This window comes from Streptomyces pratensis (assembly GCF_037137275.1).
Classification (GTDB): Bacteria; Actinomycetota; Actinomycetes; order Streptomycetales; family Streptomycetaceae; genus Streptomyces; species Streptomyces pratensis_B.
This window is the reverse complement of record NZ_JBBBEN010000084.1, coordinates 81,295-104,601: the sequence shown is the minus strand read 5'-3', so window position 1 is coordinate 104,601 and position 23,307 is coordinate 81,295. Positions and strand designations below refer to the sequence as shown.

Below are 23,307 nucleotides of genomic sequence, written 5' to 3'. Positions count from 1 at the left end.
CGTGATCACGATTACACCGGTGACCTGAAGGACGACCTGCTGGGAGTGGACTCCACCAACACCCTGCAGCTCTACTACGGCAACGGCTCCACCGGCGTGGACTTCACGAAGGAGCTCGGCGGCGGCTGGGACGACATGGACAAGGTCGCCGGCGCCGACTTCAACGGCGACGGCGACGGCGACCTCATCGCCACCAACAAGAACACCGGCAAACTGTTCCTCTACCTCGGCGACGGCGACGGCGGATTCGAGTCCGCCAAGGAAATCGGACACAGCTGGACCGGCATCGAACACCTCGCGGTCGGCGACTTCACCGGCGACGGCAAGGCCGACATCGTCGCCGTCCGCAAAACAGACGCCACCCTGCACCTCTACACCGGCAACGGCAGCGGAGTGACCTACACCAAGCAGATCGGCAGCGGCTGGTCGAAGATGACCAACCTGGCCGCCGGCGACTTCAACGGCGACAACATCGCCGACCTCATCGCCACCCGCGAAGACACCGGAACCCTCCAGCTCTACCCCGGCATCTCCGGCGGCATCAGCAACGCCATCGAAATCGGCACCAGCTTCCACCTCATGAACAAACTCACCCTGGCCGACATCAACAGCGACGGACGCGCAGACGTCATCACCGTCAACCGCAACACCGGCGACCTCTTCCTCTACACCAGCAAGAGCAACAGCCTCAACGCCGCCACCAAGATCGGCCACGGCTGGGGCACCTTCAAACACCTCATCTGAGACCACCGCACGAGGGCCGGTCCCCGCGGGTGGCGGACGTGGGCCCACGCCTCGTCGCAGGCGAGCTGAACGGCCGGTCACCACACATTGGGGCCGCCCTGGGCGGTGGCGCCGAGCCCCGACGGACTCGCGATGAGGACCACTTTCTCCGCGGCGACAGAACCTCGTGCGAGGAGTGGGTTTCTCGAACTGTTGGTCGGCCCTGCGCGCGGGACCGGTCCTCGCCGTCCGCCGAGCTTACGGGTGCATACATCGTAAGGTGGTGCGGCGAAGCGGGATCGGGGGCCTGCCTATCGCAAGGCTCCTCTCCGGGGACCGTAAGCTTTCCGGAAAATCCGCCTTCCGGAAGGTGTCCGTACGTGACTTACAGGGTCCAGCCCACCGCCCAGGTCGACGAGACCGCCGAGATCGGGGCCGGCTCCAGCGTCTGGGAGCTGGCGCAGATCCGCGAGGGAGCCAAGCTCGGCGAGGGCTGCGTCGTCGGCCGCGGCGCCTACGTCGGCACCGGGGTCCGTATCGGCGACAACGTCAAGCTCCAGAACTACGCCCTCGTGTACGAGCCCGCCGAGCTCGGCGACGGCGTCTTCGTCGGCCCCGCCGTGGTACTCACCAATGACCACAACCCCCGCTCGGTCGACCCGGACGGCAAGCAGAAGCGCGGCGGCGACTGGGAGGCCGTCGGCGTCCAGGTCGCCGAGGGCGCCTCGCTCGGCGCGCGCTCGGTCTGTGTCGCGCCGGTGCGGATCGGCCGGTGGGCGATGGTCGCGGCGGGTGCGGTGGTCACCAAGGACGTCCCGGACTTCGCCCTCGTCGTCGGCGTACCGGCCCGCCAGATCGGCTGGGTGGGCCGCAGCGGCGTGCGCCTGGTCGCACGCGAAGACGAGCCGGGGGTATGGGAGTGTCCGGAAAGCGGGTCTCTGTACGAGGAGAGGGACGGGGCGCTGACCGAGCGCTGAAGTCCCGCACGGCACAGCAGGCCCTCCCCGCTCCCGGGGACGGCCATGGCGTTGACAGACGGCCCATGACGTCTGCGTCACCGAACAGCCGGTCGGGCAGGGGCAGTTCGACCTCAACTGTGTGACGAGCTCCACAGAGGCTGTCCGGACAGGTCAGGGCAGTACGCGCACCTGCGTCGCCTACAGCCTCCGACCCCCGCGGACCGGATGATTGCCTAACATGACCCTGACCAAGTCCGCACGCGACCTGACCCAGAAGAAGAGTGCCCAGTGAAAGTCATCAGCATCGTCGGCGCCCGTCCACAATTGGTGAAACTGGCACCCATCTCGGCCGCCTTCGCCGGCACGGACCACGAGCACGTCATCGTGCACACAGGCCAGCACTATGACGCGGATCTCTCGGATGTCTTCTTCGACGGTCTCGGCATCCCCGACCCGGACGTCCACCTCGGTGTCGGTTCCGGGAGCCATGGCGTGCAGACCGGGTCGGTCCTGTCCGCCCTCGATCCAGTGTTGGAACGCGAGAAGCCGGACTGGGTCCTGGTGTACGGAGACACCAACTCCACCATCGCCGGTGCGTTGTCGGCGGTGAAGATGCACCTTCCCGTCGCGCACCTGGAAGCAGGCCTGCGTTCGTTCAACCGGCGCATGCCGGAGGAGCACAACCGGGTACTGACCGACCACTGCGCCGACCTCCTCCTCGCGCCGACCGAGGAGGCCGTACGCCACCTCGCCGCCGAGGGACTGGCCGACCGGGCGGAGCTGGCGGGCGATGTGATGGTCGACATCTGCCTCCGCATTAGGGACGCCGTACTGGCCGGTGAGCATGCCGCCCCTTCGCTGCCCGACGGCATCGACCCCTCCCAGCCGTTCCTGCTCGCCACACTGCACCGCCCGGACAACACGGACGACCCCGCCCGGTTGTCCGCGATCATCGACTCTCTGGCGGGTCTGCCCGTGCCCGTCGCCCTGCTGGCCCACCCTCGCCTCACCGCGCGTGCCGAGGCCCACGGCATCGAACTGAACAAGGGCGCCGTCCACGTCGGCAGGCCGCTTCCGTACGCGGGGCTCATCGCGGCGGTCCTGGCCTCCACCGGCGTCATCACCGACTCGGGCGGACTGCAGAAGGAAGCTTTCCTCCTCCAGCGGATCACCACGACCATCCGGCCGGAGACAGAGTGGGTGGAGACCGTGCAGACGGGCTGGAACACGCTGGTCCCCGACCCGCAGAACATGGACGCGGCCACCTGGGCAGCCACGGTGAACCGTTCCGCGCCGACGGGGGACCCCGGTACCCCGTACGGGGACGGCAACGCCGCGAAGAACGTCGTCCGGATCATGGAAGCGTGGAAAGGAGTCAGCCGGTCCGTGTGACATGCGCGGCGCCACTCGTGGCGCTAATAGGTATATGTCACCGTGCTAGCGTCACTAGTTATGTCAGCGTCTCCCAGGTCCGGGCTGGTCTCGAAGGGCACACGGCCTCATGTGATCTACCTCGCCATCGGTTTCCCGCCCGCCGCCAAGAGCTGTGCCTACCGCATGCGGGAAACCGCGAACCAGTTCATCCGCGCCGGCTGGGACGTCACCGTCGTCACCATCGCCCAGGAGTCGTGGGAACGCGACTCGGGCATCGACCTCACCCTCTTGGAGCAGGTCGACCCGCAGGTGAAGGTGGTGGAGCTGCCGCTAGCGCGTGAGGATCTGGAGACGGACATCCGTCTCTACGACGAGGCCCGCGCCCTGCGCCCCAACCAATGGGCTGCCGAGCTGCGCCAGCGCCAGTCCGAGACCTTCCCGGAGCCCAACTTCGGCGAGTGGCGCGGCGCGCTGGAGCAGGCCGTCCTGGATATCCATGGGGAACACACAGCGGATCTCCTGCTGGCCAGCTGTGTTCCCTATGTGAACCTCGCCGCCGCCTGGAAGCTCTGGGAGGAACACCGGGTCCCCTATGCGGTCGACTTCCGCGACGGTTGGTCCATCGATGTCATCGACGGCACGGAAGCCTTCTCCCGCGACTCCGAACTGGGCCGCTGGGAGCAGAAGATCCTCGACCACGCCGTCTCGCTGTGGGTCGTCAACGACCCCATCGCCGAGCACTACCGGTCGCGGTATCCGGACTTCGCCGACCGTGTCCACGTGGTGCGCAACGGTTACGACGCGGACAGCTCCCCCGGCCGGGTCCACCGCCCCGACGTCGACTCGGGCCTCGTCTTCGGCTATCTGGGAACGGTGAACTTCAGCGCCGCTCACTTGGAGACCGTCCTCGACGCCTGGCGCTCGGCCCGCGAGCAGGAACCTCTGCTGGCCACGGCTCGTTTTGAGGTCCGCGGTCATATCGGCAACGGAGCGGGCCGGGGGGTAACCCGGCACACAGAGATCCTCAAGGAGGCCGAACCGGACGGTGTTCGCTTCGGCGGGCCGGCCTCCAAGGCGGAAGTCGCCGAGATTTACGCCCGCTGGGACGCCATGGTCCTCATCCTCATCGGGGGGCGCTATGTGACCTCCGGCAAGGTGTACGAGTACATGGCCACTGGCCTCCCCATCGTCTCCGCCCACGTCGTGGAACACGACGCGTCGAACGTACTGCGCGGCCATCCCCTGTGGACAGGAGCCGTCGGCCTCGATGTCGAGGCGCTGGCGCAGTCGTTCATCCAGGCCGCTCACCTGGCGGTCAACACCAGCGACGCGCTGCACGCCGAGGCGATGACCCACGCCGACCAGTTCACCCGCGAGTCGCTGATGACCTCGGCGGTGCGGAATCTGATCGAGCGGCTGGACCTGGAAAGCCCCGGATCGGTCGGTGTCGCGGGGGCGGCCGCCCTCTCCAAGAAGTCGATCGTCACCGGAGGGTCCGCAACGTGACCGATGTCCTGTTCATCGCGACCAAGAAACCACCGGTCGGTGTTCTTGCGGACGCTCTGACGCAGTTCCGGGCCAGGGGTGCCAGCACCTACCTGGCTGGTACCTTCCGCACTGCTTCGGTCGCCGAGGAACTCACCCTGGCCGGCCTCGACGAGGTGCACCAGCTGCCGCGCAATCTGAACAAGCGCAGTGCGGCATTGCGCCGCAAGGCGAAGGCATCCCCTGCGGGCATGCGGGTGTGGATGCAAGCGCAGCGTGACCGGTGGCTGCGTCGACAGGCCCGCAGCGCCCACGTGATCGTGGCCTTGGACCCCGGCGCCGTTTACACGGTCTGGCGGCTGGCCCAGTACAACACCGTGGCGGAGGCACACTTCGGCATCACGCCAGCGCTCCGGGCACTGGACAAGGTCATCGGCGGGCCTCAGCGCCCAGCGGCCCTTCCACCGGTCGGCGCGGTCGCCAGGGACCTACGGCGCTCCGTCGTCGGCATCCCCGCCGCAGTGATGCGAACCGCCACGGCCCGACCGGTCATGCGCACTACCGTAGGCGCCCGACTCTGGCGTACGGCCGTCACCGTGCCCGGCGTGCCGGGCACGGTTCGCGCGTCGGCCTCCCGGTATGTTGCCGAAGGCATGGAGGAGGCCGGAAGGATCAGTGGAGCCGCCCTGACGCTGAGCGACGCTGCGTCCAAGGTCCCCGATCCGGCACTGCGAGCAGAACTGCTCAATGAAGGCGTCATGACCGAGATCTCCCAGGGCATCAGCCCGCGTGGGCTCGGTCGGGCCGTGGACGCCCAGCTGAGCCTGGCCGACGAGCGGTACGCCCGGGGCGACTACGAGGCCGCCGCGACAGCACTGCACCGGGCCTTGTTCCTCCACTTCCACAGAGTGCTCCACATCGACCAGCTCAGCTCCCCGCTGGCAGAGGACGCCTCCGGCTACGTCGCCCGGTTGCGGAGCTCCGCCGCGTTCCGGTCGGTCAGCCACCCTCACGGTCGGAAGACACCTCCAAAGGCACCGCCGACGGACCGGCCACTGCGTCTGTTGGTCACCACCAGCGCCAACGCCAACTTCTTGCACCACATCCTCGAGCGGTACCGGAATCACCCCGGTGTCGAGCTCCGCTTCCTTGACCTCGCAACCCAGAAGGCCCTCAAGCGCATCGCCTGGGCGACACGGCCGATACTGGGGGACCGGATGTCGGGCGGTACGACCCAGTACCAGACCGATGTGGAGCGGCTGATGCGTCCGTACCTGGACTGGGCGGACACCGTGTTCCTCGACTGGTCGGTGGGCCCGGCCGCCATGCTGACCACGATCGATCCGGGTGACACCCGGATCGTGGTCCGGCTGCACAGTTACGAAGCCTTCACCTTCTGGCCTCACATGACGGACTTCTCCCGAGTGGACGACCTGGTATTCGTGGCACCGCATGTGCGGGAGCTGGTCACCTCGCTGGTGCCGCAGCTGCGAGGTGAGTCCGCTCCGCGCATGCATGTGGTCGACAACGCCATGGACCTGTCCGGCTTCGCCCGGCCCAAGGCCGCCGACGCCCGCTTCAACCTCGGACTGATAGGGATCAGCCAGGTCGCCAAGGACCCGCGTTGGGCCCTGCAGGTCCTGAAGCGGGTACGCCAGCATGACGAGCGCTATCGTCTGCTTCTGGTCGGCGGAGACATGAACCCCAAGACGAGCAAGGCGACTGCGGACTACCTGACTCTGTTGAAACGCGAGCTGAAGCCGCTCGTGGCATCCGGCGCGGTGGTCCAGCTCGGCCCCACCGACGACGTGCCGACCGCTCTCACCGACATCGGAGTGATCATCAGCTCTTCGGTTCGTGAGGGCTGCCATGTGGGTCTGATGGAAGGTGCCGCCAGTGCGGCGGTCCCGGTCGTCCGGGACTGGCCCTTCTACGCCGGGAAAGCCGAGAGCGCCCGCACCCTTTACCCCGAGGGCTGGGTCGTGGACTCGCCGGAGGAGGCGGCGCAGCGCATTCTCGAGGTCACAGCGACTGAGAGTGCCTGGCGCGAGGCTTCCGCGGCGGCATCCGAGTACGCCATCGGCACTTGGGACTGGCCTGGGGTCCAGGACCGTTTCGACGAGTTGTTCATCGGCTGACAGCTCCTCGCGCTCTCCGGCCCGTCATATGGCTGAGGCGCTCGTACCCTTACGGGGGTACGAGCGCCTCAGCCATATGACGGGCCGCTCTGTCAGGTACGTACGTCGAGGTGCCTCAGCCGCCACCCCGCCCAGGCCGACTCGATCATGGCGCGTACCCCGTGCCGGGCCGACCAGCCCAGCTCACGGCGGATGGCGTCCACTGAGGCGACCACGCGGGCCGGGTCCCCTGCGCGGCGCGCCTCTGCGGCCGGGGCCAGACCGGTGCGGCCGGTGACGTCGAGGATGGCGTCGACCATCTCCGCGACGGAGGACCCCTCGCCCCGGCCGATGTTGAGGACCAGTTCGGCAGCGGGGTCCCGGGTCAGACGGCGTGCCGCGGCTGCGTGTGCGGAGGCGATGTCCTCCACGTGCACGTAGTCGCGAACGCACGTGCCGTCCGGGGTCGGGTAGTCGGTTCCGAAGATCCGGGGCGCCTCGTCGGCTTCGAGGCGTTCGAAGACCATGGGGACCAGGTTGAAGACCCCGTCGTCGCCCAGCTCCGCCGACGCGGCGCCGGCCACGTTGAAGTAGCGCAGCGAGGCCGTGGCCATGCCGTGCGCCCGGCCGGCGGCGGCCACCAGCCACTCGCCGGCGAGTTTCGTCTCGCCGTACGGGCTGAGCGGCAGGCAGGGGGTCTGCTCGGTGACCAGGTCGACATCGGGCATGCCGTAGACGGCCGCCGAGGAGGAGAAGAGGAGGCGCCGGACGCCGGCCGCGGCCGCCGCCTCCAGCAGGGTGCGCAGTCCGTCGACGTTCTCGCGGTAGTAGTACAGCGGTCGTTCGACGGACTCCGCCACCTGCTTCTTGCCGGCGATGTGCACGATGCCGGTCACCGCGTGGTCGGCCAGCACCCGGTCGAGCAGTTCCCGGTCCAGGACCGAGCCCACGACGAGCGGGACACCTTGCGGGAGGCGTCCGGCCCGTCCGGTGCTGAGGTCGTCGAGGACGACGAGGCGCTCCTGGCCCGCCATCTCCGCGACCACGTGGGAACCGATGTAGCCGGCCCCGCCGGTGATCAGCCAGGTCATCGTCAGCCGCCGATGACGACGCGGCGTACGCCCGTCCACTTGGCCGGGTCCGTGGTGCGACGGCCGTCGACCAGGACGCGGACGTCCGGGAGGTCCGCGGCCGCCAGCTCGCGGTACTCGGCGTGGTCGGCCTGGAGGATCGCGGCGGTGACGGCCTGGTGCTCGTGCGGGACGAGCCCGAGGGCGGTCAGTTCCTGCGGGGTGTACATCGGGTCGGAGACGAACGGCATCGCGCCGCGTGCCTTGAGCGCCTCGACGACGCCGAAGACGCCGGAGAACGCGGTCTCCTTGACTCCGCCGCGGTAGGCGGCGCCCAGCACCAGGACCCCGGCGCCGTCCAGGTCGCCGTAGGCGGCGGCCAGCAGGTCTACGGCGTACACGGGCATCGCGGCGTTGGCCTCGCGGGCCGAGCGCACGACGGTCGCCTCCGGGTCGTTCCACAGGTACATCCGCGGGTAGATCGGGATGCAGTGGCCGCCGACGGCGATGCCGGGCTGGTGGATGTGGCTGTAGGGCTGGCTGTTGCAGGCCTCGATGACCTTCTTGACGTCGATGTCGTTCTGGTCGGCGAACCGGGCGAACTGGTTGGCCAGGCCGATGTTGACGTCGCGGTAGGTGGTCTCGGCGAGCTTCGCCAGCTCGGAGGCCTCCGCGGTGCCGAGGTCCCAGACGCCGTTCGGCCGGGGCAGGTCCTCGCGCTCGTCGAAGTCGAGCACGGCCTCGTAGAACGCGACGCCGCGCTCCGCGGACGCCTCGTCGATGCCGCCGACGAGCTTGGGGTAGCGGCGCAGGTCGGCGAAGACCCGGCCGGTGAGCACCCGCTCCGGCGAGAAGACCAGGTGGAAGTCCTCACCGGGGGTCAGGCCCGAGCCCTCGGCCAGCATCGGCGCCCAGCGGGTGCGGGTGGTGCCGACCGGCAGCGTGGTCTCGTAGCTGACCAGGGTGCCGGGCTTCAGGCCTGCCGCGATCGCCTTGGTGGCGGCGTCCATCCAGCCGAAGTCGGGGGTGCCCTCGGCGTCCACGAAGAGCGGGACGACGACCACGACGGCGTCGGACGCGGCGACCGCGGCCGTGGTGTCCGTCGTGGCGGAGAGCAGGCCCGCGCCGACCGTCTCCTTGAGCTTGACGTCCAGGTCGTGCTCGCCGGGGAACGGCTCGGTGGCCGCGTTGACGAGTTCGACGACCTTCTCGTTGACGTCCGCGCCGATGACCTTGTGGCCCTTGGCGGCGAACTGCACGGCGAGCGGAAGTCCGATCTTGCCGAGCGCGACTACACAGATGTTCATCGGGTTACTTCCTCTTCGACCTGGACAGCGTTCGGCGCAGCCGTGCGCCCACGCTGGGCTTCGGTTCCCACAGCGGGGCCGTCGTGATCACGAGCCGGCCCTTGGTGTTCGGGTTCGCCGCGACCCGGTGGGGGTCGGTGCTCCCCCAGCGGCGCGCCAGCGGCATCGGCCGGTCCTCGGCGCGGACGGGGATCTCGTACGTGGAGCCCGCCACGTCCACGTAGACGCGGACGCCCCGCTTGGCGCGCACGGGCGCGAGCGGAATCGTCGCGGTCAGCAGGGTGCCGCCGTCCGCGGACGCCCCGGTCGTGAGCGTGCCGGTGCTCTGCGGGCGCGGGGCGTCCGCGGGGAGCCTGCGCGCTCCGGGCTTGTCCGCGCTCTGCGGCATGGCGCCCTGGGCCAGGGCGACGGCGGCGGAGGACGTCTCGCCGGTGACTCCCAGGCGCAGCGTCACGGTGAACGCGAACGCGTCGCCGTTCTGCTCCCAGTCGGCCGACTCCAGTCGCGTACCGGCGGCGAGGCGGCCCGCGACCGTCTCGCCGAGCACCTCGTAGTACCGGTCCTCGAGGCCGACCTCCGCGTCCCGGAATCCCGCGTAGGGGGCGAAGGCACGGTCGCCCTCCAGCAGGAAGGGCGGCGCCCCGTGCTCGGTCTCCTCCGCGATGGCCCGGGTGAGCTCGTCGACGGCTTTGCGCCGGGCCAGGCCGAAGCGCACGCGCCGCTTGACTCCGGTGCCGTCGCGCAGGTCGTCGGTGAAATAGGCGTCCACCAGCGTGCCGACGCCCTCGCACACCTGGCGTCGGGTGTCGAGGTCGAGGGCGGGGAAGTCCTTCTGCAGGAGCTTGGAGAGTTCCCAGTCGAAGTGCCGCTTGAGCACGGCGTCGCGCTGCGGGCCGGCGGGGATCAGCTTGGCCGTGTGCTCCATGATCCTGCCGGTGCACCGGAGCCGGGCCAGGTGGTTCGCCCGGTAGGTGATGTTGCTGGCGTCGCCGCGCTTGACCGCGTAGTAACAGGTGTAGTCGGAGATCACGGAGATCTTCCGGGCCCGGACGCACGCCTCGATGGTGAACGGCTGGTCGCTGCCGACCGGCAGGTCCTCGGGGAACCGCAGCCCGTGCTTCTCCACCAGCTCGCGACGGAAGAGCTTGGTGTTCGCGAGCGTGAAGGGCAGCGCCGAGTCGTAGAGGCTGACGTCGGCGTGGTTCCCGTCGTACAGCTTCTGGTGGACGTAGCGCCCGTTCGTGCCGACCATCTTTCCGACGACCACGTCGGATTCGTTGGCGTCGGCGCAGTCCACCATCCGCTCCAGCGCCTCTTCGCCGAGGTAGTCGTCCGAGCCGATGAAGTACACGAAGCGGCCGGCCGCCAGGTCCAGGGCGCGGTTGCTGGGTGCGGCCGGGCCGCCCGAGTTGGGCTGGTGGACCACCGTGAAGACGTCGGGGTACTGCTGTGCGAAGCGGTCGAGCTCCTTGCCGCTGTCATCCGTCGAACCGTCGTCGACCGCCACGACCTGTAGCCGCTGATGACCGATGCTCTGTCCCACCAGCGAGTTCAGGCACTCGGTGAGGTAGGGCATCGTGTTGTAGACGGCTACGACCACCGTGACATCGGGTGTGGTCATGTATGCGTCCCCCGGTCCGCACCGCACCGCACCGTGGTGCCCGTGGCGGCGGATTCCAGCACGGAGGCGGCCACCTCGACCGTACGAAGTCCCTGCCGCAGGGTGCAGATGTCGGCCGGTCCGCCCCGCACAGCGTCTCGGAAGAGCTCGTGCTCGACAAGCAGCGGCTCGCGCTTGGGGATGGCGAAGCGAACCATGTCGCCCTCGGAGACCCCGCGGAACGCGCGCAGCGCCTCCCACTCGGTGGCGACGGCGGCGTTGGAGTGGAAGGTGAGGTCGGCGGTGAGGGTGTCGGCGATGAAGCAGCCTCGCTCGCCGGTGACCGAGGTGAACCGCTCCTTGAGCGGGCTCAGCCAGTTGACCAGGTGGTTGACCATCGTGCCGTCGGACAGCTGGCCGACGGCGGAGACCATGTCCTCGTGCGGGCGGCCCGACTTGGAGACGGTGTGGGCGGCGATCGAGGTGTACTCCTGACCGGTGACCCAGGCCGTCAGGTCGATGTCGTGGGTGGCCAGGTCCTTGACCACGCCGACGTCCGCGATGCGGTGCGGGAAGGGGCCCTGGCGGCGGGTGACGACCTGGTAGACGTCGCCCAGTTCGCCAGACTCCAGGCGGGCGCGCAGCGAGAGCAGGGCCGGGTTGCAGCGTTCGATGTGGCCGACGCCGGCCACCAGGCCGCGTGACTCGAAGGCCTCGACGAGGCGGCGGGCGCCCTCGACGGTGTCCGCGAGCGGCTTCTCGACCAGGGCGCTGACACCGGCGTCGGCGAGCTGGAGGCCGACCTCCTCGTGCAGCGCGGTCGGGCAGGCCACGACGGCGTAGTCGATGCCGAGAGCGATGAGCTCCTCGACGGTGGCGAGGACGGGCGCGCCCTGCGCCCATCCGTTCTGGTCGCCCATCGGGTCGACGACGCCCACCAGCTCCACGCCCTCCAGGCCGGCGAGGACCCGGGCGTGGTGGCGGCCCATGGAGCCCAGGCCGACGAGCCCGGCCTTGAGTACGGCGCTCACAGATTCTCCCCCAGGGCGTTCACGGCGGCGACGATCCGCTCCAGGTCGGCCGGGGCGAGCGACGGGTGGACGGGCAGCGAGACGACCTCGGCGGCGGCCCGCTCGGTCTCGGGCAGGTCCCAGGCGCGGCCGGCCTTCTGGTCCGGCTCCCAGTAGGGCTTGAGCCGGTGGATCGGCGTCGGGTAGTAGACCGCGTTGCCGATGCCCGCCTCGGTGAGCTTCGCCATCGCGGCGTCCCGGTCGCCTCGGACGCGCACGGTGTACTGGTGGTAGACGTGCCGGGCGCCCTCGGCCACCGGCGGCGTGGTGACGGCCGGGGCGGTGATGTGCGCGTCCAGGTAGGCGGCGTTGGCGCGGCGCTGCTCGGTCCAGCCCTCGACCTTGGCGAGCTGTACGCGGCCGATGGCGGCGGACACGTCGGTCATCCGCATGTTGGCGCCGACGATCTCGTTGGCGTAGCGCTGCTCCATGCCCTGGTTGCGCAACAGGCGCAGGGTGCGGGCCAGTTCGGCGTCGGCCGTGGTGACCATGCCGCCTTCCAGCGCGTGCATGTTCTTGGTCGGGTAGAAGCTGAAGGCGCCGCCCGCCCCGAAGGCGCCGACCGGGGTGCCGTTCAGCGCCGCGGTGTGCGCCTGGCAGGCGTCCTCGACCACGGCGAGCCGGTGCTTGTCGGCGATGGGCTTGAGCTTGTCCATCGCGGCCGGGTGACCGTAGAGGTGCACCGGCATGATCGCGGCGGTGCGAGGCGTGATCGCGGCTTCGACCGCAGCCGGGTCGAGGCCGAAGCCGTCCGGCTCGATGTCGGCGAACACCGCGTCGGCGCCGACGAGACGCACGGCGTTCGCGGAGGCCGCGAAGGAGAAGGAGGGGACGATCACCTCGTCGCCGGGGCCGATGCCCAGGGCCAGCAGCAGCAGCTGGAGGGCAGAGGTGCCCGAGTTCACGGCGACGCAGTGCCGGTCGTCGACCAGCCGCGAGAAGCCCTCCTCGAAGGCCGCGACCTCCGGCCCCTGCACGACGCGACCGCTGCGCAGGACGCGTACCGCGGCCTCGATCTCGTCTTCCCCGATGACCGGACGGGCAGCAGGAATCGGCTGCTCGTTGATGCTCGTCATGGACGTCCTCCTTGAACACCGCAAGAGCTCGTTACCAGGCAGAGCTCCGAGGTGCGGGACGTCTTACGAGGTCGCGCATAACCTCACCGGCGCGATGCCGACGCCCTGCCGAGGAAAGTGGCCCGGTCCGTTCGCTCCCGGGCCTGTCACCAACCGTAGTTGCGTCAGAAACGCTCACAAGCATGGCAACCATCGTCACATTATCAGGGATTTCTCAGCCCATTTCTGGCCCGTTAACCAGAGGCGGCATCAGTTCGGAAACAGAGCAGGTGTCCCGCCCCCATGGGCTCGGGGCGGGACACCTGAAGATGAACAGCCGCTTACGGGTTCATCAGCCGGCCGACGGCTCGCCGTCCGCGGAGGGCGCGGAGGCGGTCACGGAAGGCGACGACTGCTCGGCGGCGACGGTCTTCTTCGTCGTCTTCTTCGCGGTCGTCTTGGCCGGCGACTTCGCCGTCGTCTTCTTCGCGGCGGCCTTCTTGGCGACGGTCTTCTTCGCCGCCGCCTTCTTCGCCGGGGCCTTCTTGGCGGCGGCCTTGCGGGCCGTCTTCTTCGCCGGAGCCGGCTCCGCGGAGCCCTCGGCGCTCTCGGCCCCCTGGTCGGAGACGGGAGCACCGGATTCCGGTGCGCCGGACTCCGGGGCCTGCGACTCCGGTGCCGACGCGACCACGACGACCGCGGCCTCGTCCGACCCGGTGGGCGAACCCGCCGGAGCGGTGGCCTTGCGGGTCGCCCGGCGCCGGGCACGCGGCGGGGCCGCCGCCTGCGGGGCCTCGGCCGGCTCTGCGGCGGGCTCGGCCACGGGCGGCGCTTCGACGACCGGGTCCTCGGCCGCGACCGGCTCCGTGGTGGGCTCGGTGGGCTGGACCGGCTCCGCCGCCTCCGCCTGCTTCGGCGAACCCGCCGGAGCGGATGCCTTACGGGTGGCCCGACGGCGTGTACGGCCCTGGGGCGCGGCCTCGGCAGCGACCTCGGGCGTTTCGGCCTCGGGAGCCTCTGCCTCCGGCTTACGGGCCGGCTCGGCGGCAGGCGTGTCGGGAACCGGCTCGGTGCGGGCCTCCGCGACGGGAGCGGGGGCCTGGGCGGGAGGAGCCTTTGCGACCGGGGCGTCGGCCTCGGCCTTCGGAGCGCCGGCCGGGGCGGACGCCTTGCGGGAGGCCCGGCGCCGGCCACGACCGCGCGAAGCGGCTGCCTCGGCCTCGGCCGGGCTGCTGTAGAGCTCCTCGTCCGCGACGAACTCCGGTTCCGGGAGCGCCACCGGGGCGGCGACCTCGGCGGCCAGCTCGGCCTCGGACTCGGACTCGGCGGGCTCGGCCGCCGCGTGCTCGTCGTGACCGTGATCCTGCTCGTGGGCGTGCTCGGGCTCCTGGACGCCGCCGCGGCCGCGCTTCTTGGAACGCTTGCCGCCGCCACCGCCGCCGGCCGACGTCGGCTGCTCCATGTGGACGATGACGCCGCGCCCGTTGCAGTGGACGCAGGTCTCGGAGAAGGACTCCAGCAGGCCCTGGCCCACCCGCTTGCGGGTCATCTGCACCAGGCCCAGCGAGGTGACCTCGGCCACCTGGTGCTTGGTGCGGTCCCGGCCCAGGCACTCCAGCAGCCGCCGCAGCACCAGGTCCCGGTTGGACTCCAGCACCATGTCGATGAAGTCGACGACGACGATGCCGCCGAGGTCGCGCAGCCGCAGCTGGCGCACGATCTCCTCGGCCGCCTCCAGGTTGTTCCTGGTGACGGTCTCCTCCAGGTTGCCGCCCTGGCCGGTGAACTTGCCGGTGTTGACGTCGACGACGATCATCGCCTCGGTCTTGTCGATCACCAGCGAACCGCCGCTGGGCAGGTAGACCTTGCGGTCCAGCGCCTTCATCAGCTGCTCGTCGATGCGGTACGTCGCGAAGACGTCGACCTCGGAGGTCCAGCGCGAGAGCCGCTCCGTCAGGTCCGGCGCGACGTGCGAGACGTACCCGTGGATGGTCTGCCACGCGTCGTCACCGCTGACGATGACCTTGGAGAAGTCCTCGTTGAAGATGTCGCGGACGACCCGGACGGTCATGTCCGGCTCGCCGTAGAGCAGCGTCGGCGCGTTGGAGCCGCTGGTGCCCTTCGCCTTCCTCTGGATCTCCTCCCACTGCCCCTGGAGCCGCTCGACGTCACGGCGCAGCTCGTCCTCGCTCGCGCCCTCGGCGGCGGTGCGCACGATGACGCCCGCGTCCTCGGGGACGATCTTCTTGAGGATCGTCTTGAGGCGGGAGCGCTCGGTGTCGGGGAGCTTGCGGCTGATCCCGGTCATCGAGCCCTCGGGCACGTAGACGAGGTAGCGGCCGGGCAGCGAGACCTGGCTGGTCAGGCGGGCGCCCTTGTGGCCGATCGGGTCCTTGGTCACCTGGACGAGGACCGACTGCCCGGACTTGAGCGCCGACTCGATCCGGCGCGGCCCGTGGGCCATGCCGAGCGCCTCGAAGTTGACCTCACCGGCGTACAGGACGGCGTTGCGGCCCTTGCCGATGTCGACGAACGCGGCCTCCATGGACGGCAGGACGTTCTGGACCTTGCCCAGGTAGACGTTGCCGACGTAGCTGGTGGCCTGCTCCTTGTTGACGTAGTGCTCGACGAGCACGTTGTCCTCGAGGACGCCGATCTGGGTGCGCTCGCCGCTCTGGCGGACGACCATCACGCGTTCGACGGCCTCGCGGCGCGCCAGGAACTCGGCCTCGGTGATGATCGGCACCCGGCGGCGGCCCTGCTCGCGGCCTTCGCGGCGGCGCTGCTTCTTGGCCTCCATACGGGTCGAGCCCTTGATGGACTGGACCTCGTCGAAGCCGGTGCCGGGCTCGCGCTCCTCCTTCTTGCGGGGCTCGCGCACCTTGACGACCGTACGCTCCGGGTCGTCCGCGCCCTGCTCGGCCTCGGCCGCGGCGGCGTCCCCGCTGCGACGACGGCGACGACGGCGACGACGGCTGCTGCTCGATCCGGCGGCGGAGGAGTCCTCGTCCTCGTCGCCCTCGTCTGCGTCCTGACCGGCGGCCGGCTCCTCGTCGGAGCGGGCCTCCTCCGAACGGGACGGCGTGCGCACCTCGTCCGCGTGCTGCTCGGCCTCGTCGAAGTCGTTGGCCTCACCGCGGCGGCGGCGACGGCCACCACGACGGCGGCGGCGCGAGGGGCGGTCGCCATACTCGTCGGCGTCCTCGGCCTCGTGCTCGGCCTCCGCCTCTGGCTCGGCCGCGACGGCCGGCTGCTCGGCGGCCGCCTCCACCGGGGCGGCGGGCTCGGCGGCCTGCTCGTTCCCGGCGGCCTCGCCACGGCGGCGGCGACGGCGGCGCGAGCCGCCCTGCGGTGCGGCCTCTGCCGACGCTTCGGGCTGCTCGGCCTCGGCGACCGGCTGCTCCTCGGTCTCCTCCGCCTCGTCGTACGGCGTGGTCGATCCCACCGCGGCAGCGGCGGCGGCCGCCGTCTCGGGGGTCTGGAACATCGGCTCGGCGAACACCGGGGCCTGGAACACCGCGACGGCCGGGCGTGTCGCGCGGCGGCCCTTGCGGGCGGGCTCCTCGGTCTGCGCGGTGAACTCGGGGCGGCCGGAGCTGGTGGCCCGGCGGCGCTGGCGTCCGCGCGGGGCGGCCTCCTCGACCTCCTCGGTCTCGGCGGCCAGCTCCTCGGCCGCGGCGGCGGGCAGGCTCTCGCCGGTCCCGACGGCCTCCTCGACCGGTCCGGCGGCCTCCGCGGGCTGCGGGGCTCCGGCCGGGGCGGTCGCCTTCCGGGACGCGCGACGGCGGCGGGGCGCCGGGGTCTCCTCCACGGCCTCCGCCTCGGCGGCGGGCTCCTCGGTAGCGGGCTCCTCTGCGGCCGGGGCGGGCGCGGCCGCCGTCTCCGCGGCGGGCGCGGCGGCCTGCGGCGCACCGGCCGGGGCCGAGGCCCGGCGGCGGGTACGGCCGCGCGGGGCCTGCGCGGCGGGCTCCGGCTCCGCGGCCGGCTCCGGAGTCGTCACGGCCGGTTCGACCACGACGGCGGCCTCTGCGGCCTGCGGGGCTCCGGCCGGGGCGGTCGCCTTCCGGGACGCGCGACGGCGGCGGGGCGCCGGGGTCTCCTCGATGACGTCCACCTCTGCCTCCTCCTCGGGCTCGGCTTCAGCCGCGGCGGGCTCGACCGGGGCCTGGACGGCCTCTGCGGTCTGCGGCGCCCCGGCCGGAGCGGTCGCCTTGCGGACCGCGCGGCGGCGGGTGCGCGGCGCGGGTGCGGCGGGCTCTTCCTCGGCGACGGGCTGCTCCGGGGGCTGCGCCGCTGGGGCGGCCTCCGGGCTCTCCACCGGTTCGGCCGGCTGAGGCGCGCCCGCGGGCGCGGTCGCCTTGCGCACGGCACGGCGGCGCGTACGGGCGGGCGGGGCGGCCTCTGCGGCCGTCTTGGCGGGTGCGGCGTCCGGGGCGCGGTCACCGGACTCGGCGGCCGGTATGGCCGGCGTGACGTCCTCGGTGGGCCCCGCGACGGCGCCCGGCGGGCCCGCCGGGCGGGAGGCGGCGCGGCGCCTGCGGCGCGGCGGCAGCTTGTCGCCGGGGGTGTTCTCTTCGTTGTTCCCGGTCGTACCGGGTTCGTTCGGCTGAGGCATGCGGGCGTTTCTCCCGTCACGCTCCCGGGCGCCGCGCCTGGTTCCGGTCCGGCACGGTCCGCAGAGGTGCGATACCGCCGTCCGGGGCGCGGGCGCCGCACGGGAGCTGATGTCTGGCTCGCCGGTTCCGTGCGCGGTGTGCGTACGGCCTGGCGAAAGTCTTATGGGTCAGTGCGCGGCCCGACCCAGGTGGCTCCCGAGTCGGAGGGCTGCGCTGCGACGACCGCCCTACGCGGAACCTGTACCTTCCGGCGCCGTCGCGACGGCTGCCCCGGCGACCGCGGGATGTGCGGTCGGGGCGGCCTCGCGGTCGGGCGCGAGCGGGTCGGTCACCGTGCCGGACTCCTCGTCGAAGAGCCCCTGCGCCAGCCTCGTCACCGCGGGGGGGACGGGCGGCGCCAGGTCGGCCACAGCGCGGAGACCGGACAGGACGTCGTCGGGTCGCACGGCAGGTGTCATTTGCCGAACAACCAGGCGCAGTATCGCACAGGGCGCCTCGCCCGGCCTATCAGCCGGTGGGTCGAGGGCCTGCAGGTCGGCGACGGCGGCGCGGGCGTCGAACGTACGGATGCCGTTCTTCGCCTTGCGCTGCACCTCCACGGCCTCGGCCGCGTTGAAGGCGGCCACGGCCGTGCGGGCGTCCTCGGGGTCGACGCCGTCCAGGCGGATCTCCCAGACGGAGGCGGTCAGCCGCTCGGCGAGGCCGGAGGTGCGAGCCTCCACCGCGTCGATGACGTCGAGGCCGTCGGGCATCGACGCGTCCAGCAGCCGACGCAGGACGTCGGGGTCGCGCGCCTCGGTGAGCGCGATCTCCAGGTACTCCGCCTCGCTGCCCGTGCCGGTGGGTGCGGCATTGGCGTAGGAGACCTTGGGGTGGGGCGTGAAGCCCGCCGAGTACGCCATGGGTACCTGGGAGCGGCGCAGTGCCCGCTCGAAGGCCCGCTGGAAGTCTCGGTGGCTGGTGAACCGGAGGCGGCCGCGCTTGGTGTAGCGCAGGCGGATGCGCTGCACTGCCGGTGCGGGCGGCGGGCCTTCGGGCTGTCGCTTGCCCAGTGGTTCTTCTCCTCGGTGCGGGGCGGGCGCGGTGGCGCGCCGCCCACGAAATACGGGTGGCCCCCGGGGTGCCGCTCCGGCTCAGCCCCGCTTGACGAATTTCTCGCCGAACGGGGAGGTCTCGGACGCCTGCGCCGCGCTGGGGACAGTCGTTGTACTACCCAGAGTACGCGCAGGGGCCTCGTGCGGTTCCCCGGACCGCGCGTCGCCCGTGGAGCCGACGAGTACGCGCCGGGCGTCCCGGCGGGCCTGCCGCACGGTTTCCCGGGCGGTGGCGAGGGCGGCCCGGGCGGTGCGGCCCGCCTCTGCGGCGGCGCGCCGAGCCGGGGCCCAGAGGCTGTCGCGCGCGAAGTGGCCGACCGGAGTGCAGACGGCACGGTACGCCCAGGCGGCCGGCGCGCCGATCAGGTACCACGCGAGCCGGGCGACGCCCCGGCCGATGGCGCGGCTGAGGTATCCGGCGATCCGCCAGGCGACCTCGAACGCGGCGGCGACCTCTCGGCCTGCCGGGAGGAGGAGGCGGCGGTACGTCCAGGAGGCGGGGGCCACCAGCAGCGTCCCCACCAGCCGACCGACGACCGCGCCCAGTCCCCGCCCGACGGCCGAGAGGGCCTGCCACAGGACGGCGGAGGCCCGTGCGACGCCCTGCCAGACCCGTTCGAGGACCCACTCGGTGGCCTGCCAGGCCTGGCCCAGCGTCCACGCGGCGCCCCGCCCGAGGGCTCCGAGGAGCAGGGCCGCGCCGTGGCCGGCCGGAGTGAGGACGGCCCCGTACAGCCATGCCAGCGGGGCGGCGACGCCGTGACGCGCCACGGGGACGATCACGTGACGCCACAGGCCCACCGCCGGCCGGACTAGCAGGAGGACGACCAACAGGACCAGACCGACCCCGACACCGCGGGCGGCCGGGGCGAGCAGAGCCGTGCCGGCCCACCGCAGCCCGTGGCCCAGCGGGGTGAGGACCCAGGTGTAGAGGCTGCTCAGCGGTTTCAGCACCAGGACGCCGAGCAGCCACCCCAGCACCCACCCGACGCCGCCGAACACGGCTTCCAGGCCCCGGCCCACCCCGTCGGCCAGCGCGGTGAGCCCGCGGCGCAGCGGGGGCAGCAGGACGCGGCCGGCGGCGTGCCACCCCGCGGTGAGCACGTCCCAGACCATGCGCACGGGCAGGACGAGCACCAGGACCACGATCCGCACCGGAATCCTGATCAGCGTGGTCAGGGCGCTGTCGCCGGGGTCGTGCGCCGGGCGGGCCTCGTGCTTGCCGTCGTCCATACGGAGGATGACGCGTGGGCCCGGTCCGGGGTTGCGGACCGGGCCCGGCGTCAGCGCTCCGTCATCCGGCGGGCTGGTTGTTCACGACGCTGAGCGGCAGGAGCTTCTTGCCGGTCGGGCCGATCTGGATGTCCAGGTCGAGCTGCGGGCAGACGCCGCAGTCGAAGCAGGGGGTCCAGCGGCAGTCCTCGACCTCGGTCTCGTCGAGGGCGTCCTGCCAGTCCTCCCAGAGCCAGTCCTTGTCCAGGCCGGAGTCGAGGTGGTCCCAGGGCAGGACCTCCTCGTAGGTGCGCTCGCGGGTGGTGTACCAGTCGACGTCCACCCCGAAGGCGGGCAGCGTCTTCTCGGCGCAGGTCATCCAGAGGTCGTAGCTGAAGTGCTCGCGCCAGCCGTCGAAGCGGCCGCCCGACTCGTAGACCTCGCGGATGACGGAGCCGACGCGGCGGTCACCGCGCGAGAGGAGTCCCTCGACGATGCCGGGCTTTCCGTCGTGGTAGCGGAAGCCGATGGAGCGGCCGTACTTCTTGTCGCCGCGGATCTTGTCCCTGAGCTTCTTCAGCCGCGCGTCGGTGTCCTCGGCGCTGAGCTGCGGGGCCCACTGGAAGGGGGTGTGCGGCTTGGGCACGAAGCCGCCGATGGAGACGGTGCAGCGGATGTCGTTCTGCCCGGAGACCTCACGGCCCTTGGCGATGACGTTGACCGCCATGTCCCCGATCTGGAGGACGTCCTCGTCCGTCTCCGTGGGCAGGCCGCACATGAAGTACAGCTTCACCTGGCGCCAGCCGTTGCCGTACGCGGTGGCGACCGTGCGGATCAGGTCCTCCTCGGAGACCATCTTGTTGATGACCTTGCGCATGCGCTCGGAGCCGCCCTCGGGGGCGAAGGTGAGACCGGAGCGGCGGCCGTTGCGGGTCAGCTCGTTGGCCAGGTCGACGTTGAACGCGTCGACCCGGGTGGAGGGCAGCGACAGGCCGATCTTGTCGTCGGTGTACCGGTCGGCGAGGCCCTTGGCGATGTCGCCGATCTCACTGTGGTCGGCGGAGGAGAGCGAGAGGAGGCCGACCTCCTCGAAGCCGGTCGCCTTGAGCCCCTTGTCGACCATGTCGCCGATGCCGGTGATGCTTCGCTCCCGCACGGGGCGCGTGATCATGCCGGCCTGGCAGAAACGGCAGCCGCGGGTGCACCCGCGGAAGATCTCGACGGACATCCGCTCGTGCACGGTCTCCGCGAGCGGGACGAGGGGCTGCTTGGGGTAGGGCCACTCGTCGAGGTCCATGACGGTGTGCTTGGAGACCCGCCACGGCACACCGGACCGGTTGGGCACGACGCGGCCGATGCGGCCGTCGGGGAGGTACTCGACGTCGTAGAAGCGCGGGACGTAGACGCCGCCGGTCTTCGAGAGCCGGAACAGCACCTCGTCGCGGCCGCCGGGGCGGCCCTCGGCCTTCCAGGCGCGGATGATCTCGGTGATCTCCAGGACGGCCTGCTCGCCGTCGCCGACGACCGCGCAGTCGATGAAGTCCGCGATCGGCTCGGGGTTGAAGGCCGCGTGGCCGCCCGCGAGGACGATCGGGTGGTCGACGGTGCGGTCCTTGGACTCCAGCGGGATGCCCGCGAGGTCCAGGGCGGTGAGCATGTTGGTGTAGCCCAGCTCGGTGGAGAAGCTGAGCCCGAAGACGTCGAACGCGCCGACGGGCCGGTGGCTGTCCACGGTGAACTGGGGGACCCCGTGTTCACGCATCAGCGCTTCGAGGTCGGGCCAGACGCTGTAGGTGCGCTCGGCGAGGACGCCCTCGCGCTCGTTGAGCACCTCGTAGAGGATCATGACGCCCTGGTTGGGGAGTCCGACCTCGTACGCGTCGGGGTACATGAGGGTCCAGCGGACGTCGCAGCTGTCCCACTCCTTGACGGTGGAGTTCAGCTCACCGCCGACGTACTGGATGGGCTTCTGCACATGCGGGAGCAGAGCTTCGAGCTGTGGGAAGACCGATGCGGCAGACATCTCGCGAACCTTCGTAGCCGGCAGGGGTGACCATCCAGCGTACCCCGGCGCTCAGTGCTTCAGATCCGCGCGCAGTGCGGGGGCGGACGCGCGGGCCCACACGCCGGGCAGTTCGCGCTCCCTCGCCGCTGCGGCCGCCTCCTCCCGCCCGTACAGCAGTCCCCAGGTGAACGTGGTCTCCCCCGCCGCGTGCGCCTGTGCCGCCAGGGTCCGCAGGGCCTCACGGGTGACGACGCTGTCCTGGTGGTCGCCGAGGAGGGACTGCACGGCCTTGATCCGTTTGGCGAAGCGCTTGGCGGGCTTGCCGAGCGCGGGGCGGGCCGCCTCGCCCCCGTACCGGGCGCGCTTGGCGGCCTTGCGGGCCTCGTGCAGCGCCGCGTCCCGCTCGGGTCCGGGCGGCTGTTCGAGGGCGTGGCCGACGCGGGCGGCGAGGCGGCCGTAGTCCTTGAGCAGGGCGCGGGGCAGGACCTTGTCGGGGGCGCGCCCGGCGGCGGGGCGCAGCGGCGGGGCAGCGCTCAGCGCGTCGAGGGCGTCCAGGAGGGCGAGGTAGCGCTCGCCGTCCAGTACGGCGATGATCCCGCGGCGCGATCCGGTGCGGCGGGCGGCCGACCGGATGCGGAGCCGGGCGTGCACCGGGCCGAGCGTCAGGGTGCGGGGCAGCTCTCCGACGCGGGAGTCCAGGCGGGCGTCCAGGACCTCCTGGTCGCGGTCGACGCCCAGCTCGGCCGCCAGCCACTTGAGCTCCGCGCCGATGGGGTCGGTGACCTCGCGGTCGAGGATCTTGCGGTGCGTCTTGAAGGCGCTGCGCAGTCGGCGGGTGGCGACGCGCATCTTGTGCACGGAGTCGGGCAGGTCGCGGCGGACGGCCGGGTCGAGAGCGATGATCGTGCGGATCTGCTCGCGGACGTAGGCCAGGACGTGGTCGCCCGCGGTGTGGGGCCGATCCTTCTTCCGCTCCGCGCGCTTCTGCTTCCGGGGGGCGGGTCCGGTGTCGGCGAGCGCCCTGGCGAGCTTCGACGGGGAGTCGGAGGGGCGTACGCCGGCCTTGCGCAGCCGCTTCTCGACCGCGTCCAGGAAGGCGGGGTCGCCGTCGTCGGCCAGCTCGACCTCGATCTCGGTCCAGGTGGCCGTGGTACCGGTCCCGCTGCCCGTGAGCCGTTCCGCGCACACCGTGTCGACGCTGACCTCGGCGAGCAGGGCGCCGTCGGCGGCCGTCAGGTGCTGGACGTCGCGGGAGGAGAGCAGCCGGACGACGGGGGCGGGCGCGTCGTGGCGGACCCGGGAGCGGAGCAGGGCCGCGAAGGAGGGCGGCAGGGCGTCGCTGAGCGGTTCGCGGATCTCGTCGCGGATGCCGACGGCGACGGGGAACTTGAGGTGCCAGCCATCGTCGTCCCCGCCGGTCCTGCGGCGCAGGGTGAGGGAGTCGGCGGCGAGGCGGAGGTCGGAGGTGTCGTAGTAGACGGCGTCGAGCTCGGTCCGCCCGCGTCGGACCACGCTGTCGACTCCGGCCACCCGGCTCAGGTCGGGCAGCCGGGTGGCGTCGGTGGCTTCGTATTTCCGCTCGATCTCACGCTTGGTGTCCGCCATGTACGGTCTCGTACC

Annotated in this window: 15 protein-coding genes; 5 read left to right on the top strand and 10 right to left on the bottom strand. The window is 71.5% G+C overall.

Features of this window, described 5'->3' with window-relative positions:
- The 5 genes from V9U70_RS11755 to V9U70_RS11735 form a co-directional block, all read left to right on the top strand.
- A partial coding sequence (locus tag V9U70_RS11755; RefSeq protein ID WP_336674534.1) for an FG-GAP repeat domain-containing protein occupies window positions 1–744 on the top strand: 744 nt, incomplete at its 5' end.
- 359 nt (window positions 745–1,103) lie between these two features.
- Window positions 1,104–1,700 carry an acyltransferase gene (locus V9U70_RS11750; protein WP_336674533.1) on the top strand — a complete coding sequence of 199 codons (597 nt, stop codon included), beginning with the start codon at window positions 1,104–1,106 and terminating at the stop codon, window positions 1,698–1,700.
- Between the two features lie 270 nt (window positions 1,701–1,970).
- Entirely contained in the window at window positions 1,971–3,074 is a 1,104-nt protein-coding gene (gene wecB / locus V9U70_RS11745; protein WP_336674532.1) for a non-hydrolyzing UDP-N-acetylglucosamine 2-epimerase, read from the top strand.
- Between the two features lie 111 nt (window positions 3,075–3,185).
- Window positions 3,186–4,562 (top strand): glycosyltransferase, encoded by a 1,377-nt coding sequence (locus tag V9U70_RS11740; protein ID WP_336674538.1) that lies wholly within the window; start codon window positions 3,186–3,188, stop codon window positions 4,560–4,562.
- On the top strand, window positions 4,559–6,679 hold the full coding sequence (locus tag V9U70_RS11735; RefSeq protein ID WP_336674529.1) for a glycosyltransferase: 2,121 nt from the start codon (window positions 4,559–4,561) through the stop codon (window positions 6,677–6,679). Before V9U70_RS11740 ends, V9U70_RS11735 begins: the two co-directional genes overlap by 4 nt.
- Before the next feature lie 92 nt (window positions 6,680–6,771).
- Here V9U70_RS11735 and galE read toward each other — a convergent pair whose 3' ends face one another.
- The 10 genes from galE to V9U70_RS11685 form a co-directional block, all read right to left on the bottom strand.
- Window positions 6,772–7,749 (bottom strand): UDP-glucose 4-epimerase GalE, encoded by a 978-nt coding sequence (gene galE / locus V9U70_RS11730; RefSeq protein WP_336674528.1) that lies wholly within the window; start codon window positions 7,747–7,749, stop codon window positions 6,772–6,774.
- Window positions 7,750–7,751: 2 nt separating this feature from the next.
- Window positions 7,752–9,035 (bottom strand): nucleotide sugar dehydrogenase, encoded by a 1,284-nt coding sequence (locus V9U70_RS11725; protein WP_336674525.1) that lies wholly within the window; start codon window positions 9,033–9,035, stop codon window positions 7,752–7,754.
- Between the two features lie 4 nt (window positions 9,036–9,039).
- A complete protein-coding gene (locus V9U70_RS11720; protein ID WP_336674524.1) occupies window positions 9,040–10,656 on the bottom strand; it encodes a glycosyltransferase family 2 protein in 1,617 nt (538 codons plus the stop codon).
- Entirely contained in the window at window positions 10,653–11,666 is a 1,014-nt protein-coding gene (locus V9U70_RS11715; protein ID WP_336674523.1) for a Gfo/Idh/MocA family protein, read from the bottom strand. Before V9U70_RS11715 ends, V9U70_RS11720 begins: the two co-directional genes overlap by 4 nt.
- Window positions 11,663–12,781: a DegT/DnrJ/EryC1/StrS family aminotransferase gene (locus V9U70_RS11710; RefSeq protein WP_336674521.1), complete on the bottom strand. Its 1,119-nt coding sequence runs from the start codon at window positions 12,779–12,781 to the stop codon at window positions 11,663–11,665. Before V9U70_RS11710 ends, V9U70_RS11715 begins: the two co-directional genes overlap by 4 nt.
- A gap of 331 nt (window positions 12,782–13,112) precedes the next feature.
- Window positions 13,113–17,375: a ribonuclease E/G gene (locus tag V9U70_RS11705; protein WP_336674519.1), complete on the bottom strand. Its 4,263-nt coding sequence runs from the start codon at window positions 17,373–17,375 to the stop codon at window positions 13,113–13,115.
- A 228-nt stretch (window positions 17,376–17,603) separates the two neighbouring features.
- Window positions 17,604–18,386: a TIGR03936 family radical SAM-associated protein gene (locus tag V9U70_RS11700; protein WP_336674517.1), complete on the bottom strand. Its 783-nt coding sequence runs from the start codon at window positions 18,384–18,386 to the stop codon at window positions 17,604–17,606.
- Window positions 18,387–18,509: 123 nt separating this feature from the next.
- A complete protein-coding gene (locus tag V9U70_RS11695) occupies window positions 18,510–19,703 on the bottom strand; it encodes a hypothetical protein (RefSeq protein ID WP_336674515.1) in 1,194 nt (397 codons plus the stop codon).
- A 61-nt stretch (window positions 19,704–19,764) separates the two neighbouring features.
- On the bottom strand, window positions 19,765–21,705 hold the full coding sequence (locus tag V9U70_RS11690; RefSeq protein WP_336674514.1) for a TIGR03960 family B12-binding radical SAM protein: 1,941 nt from the start codon (window positions 21,703–21,705) through the stop codon (window positions 19,765–19,767).
- Window positions 21,706–21,756: 51 nt separating this feature from the next.
- Window positions 21,757–23,292 carry a CYTH and CHAD domain-containing protein gene (locus V9U70_RS11685; protein WP_336674513.1) on the bottom strand — a complete coding sequence of 512 codons (1,536 nt, stop codon included), beginning with the start codon at window positions 23,290–23,292 and terminating at the stop codon, window positions 21,757–21,759.
- Window positions 23,293–23,307: the final 15 nt, after the last annotated feature.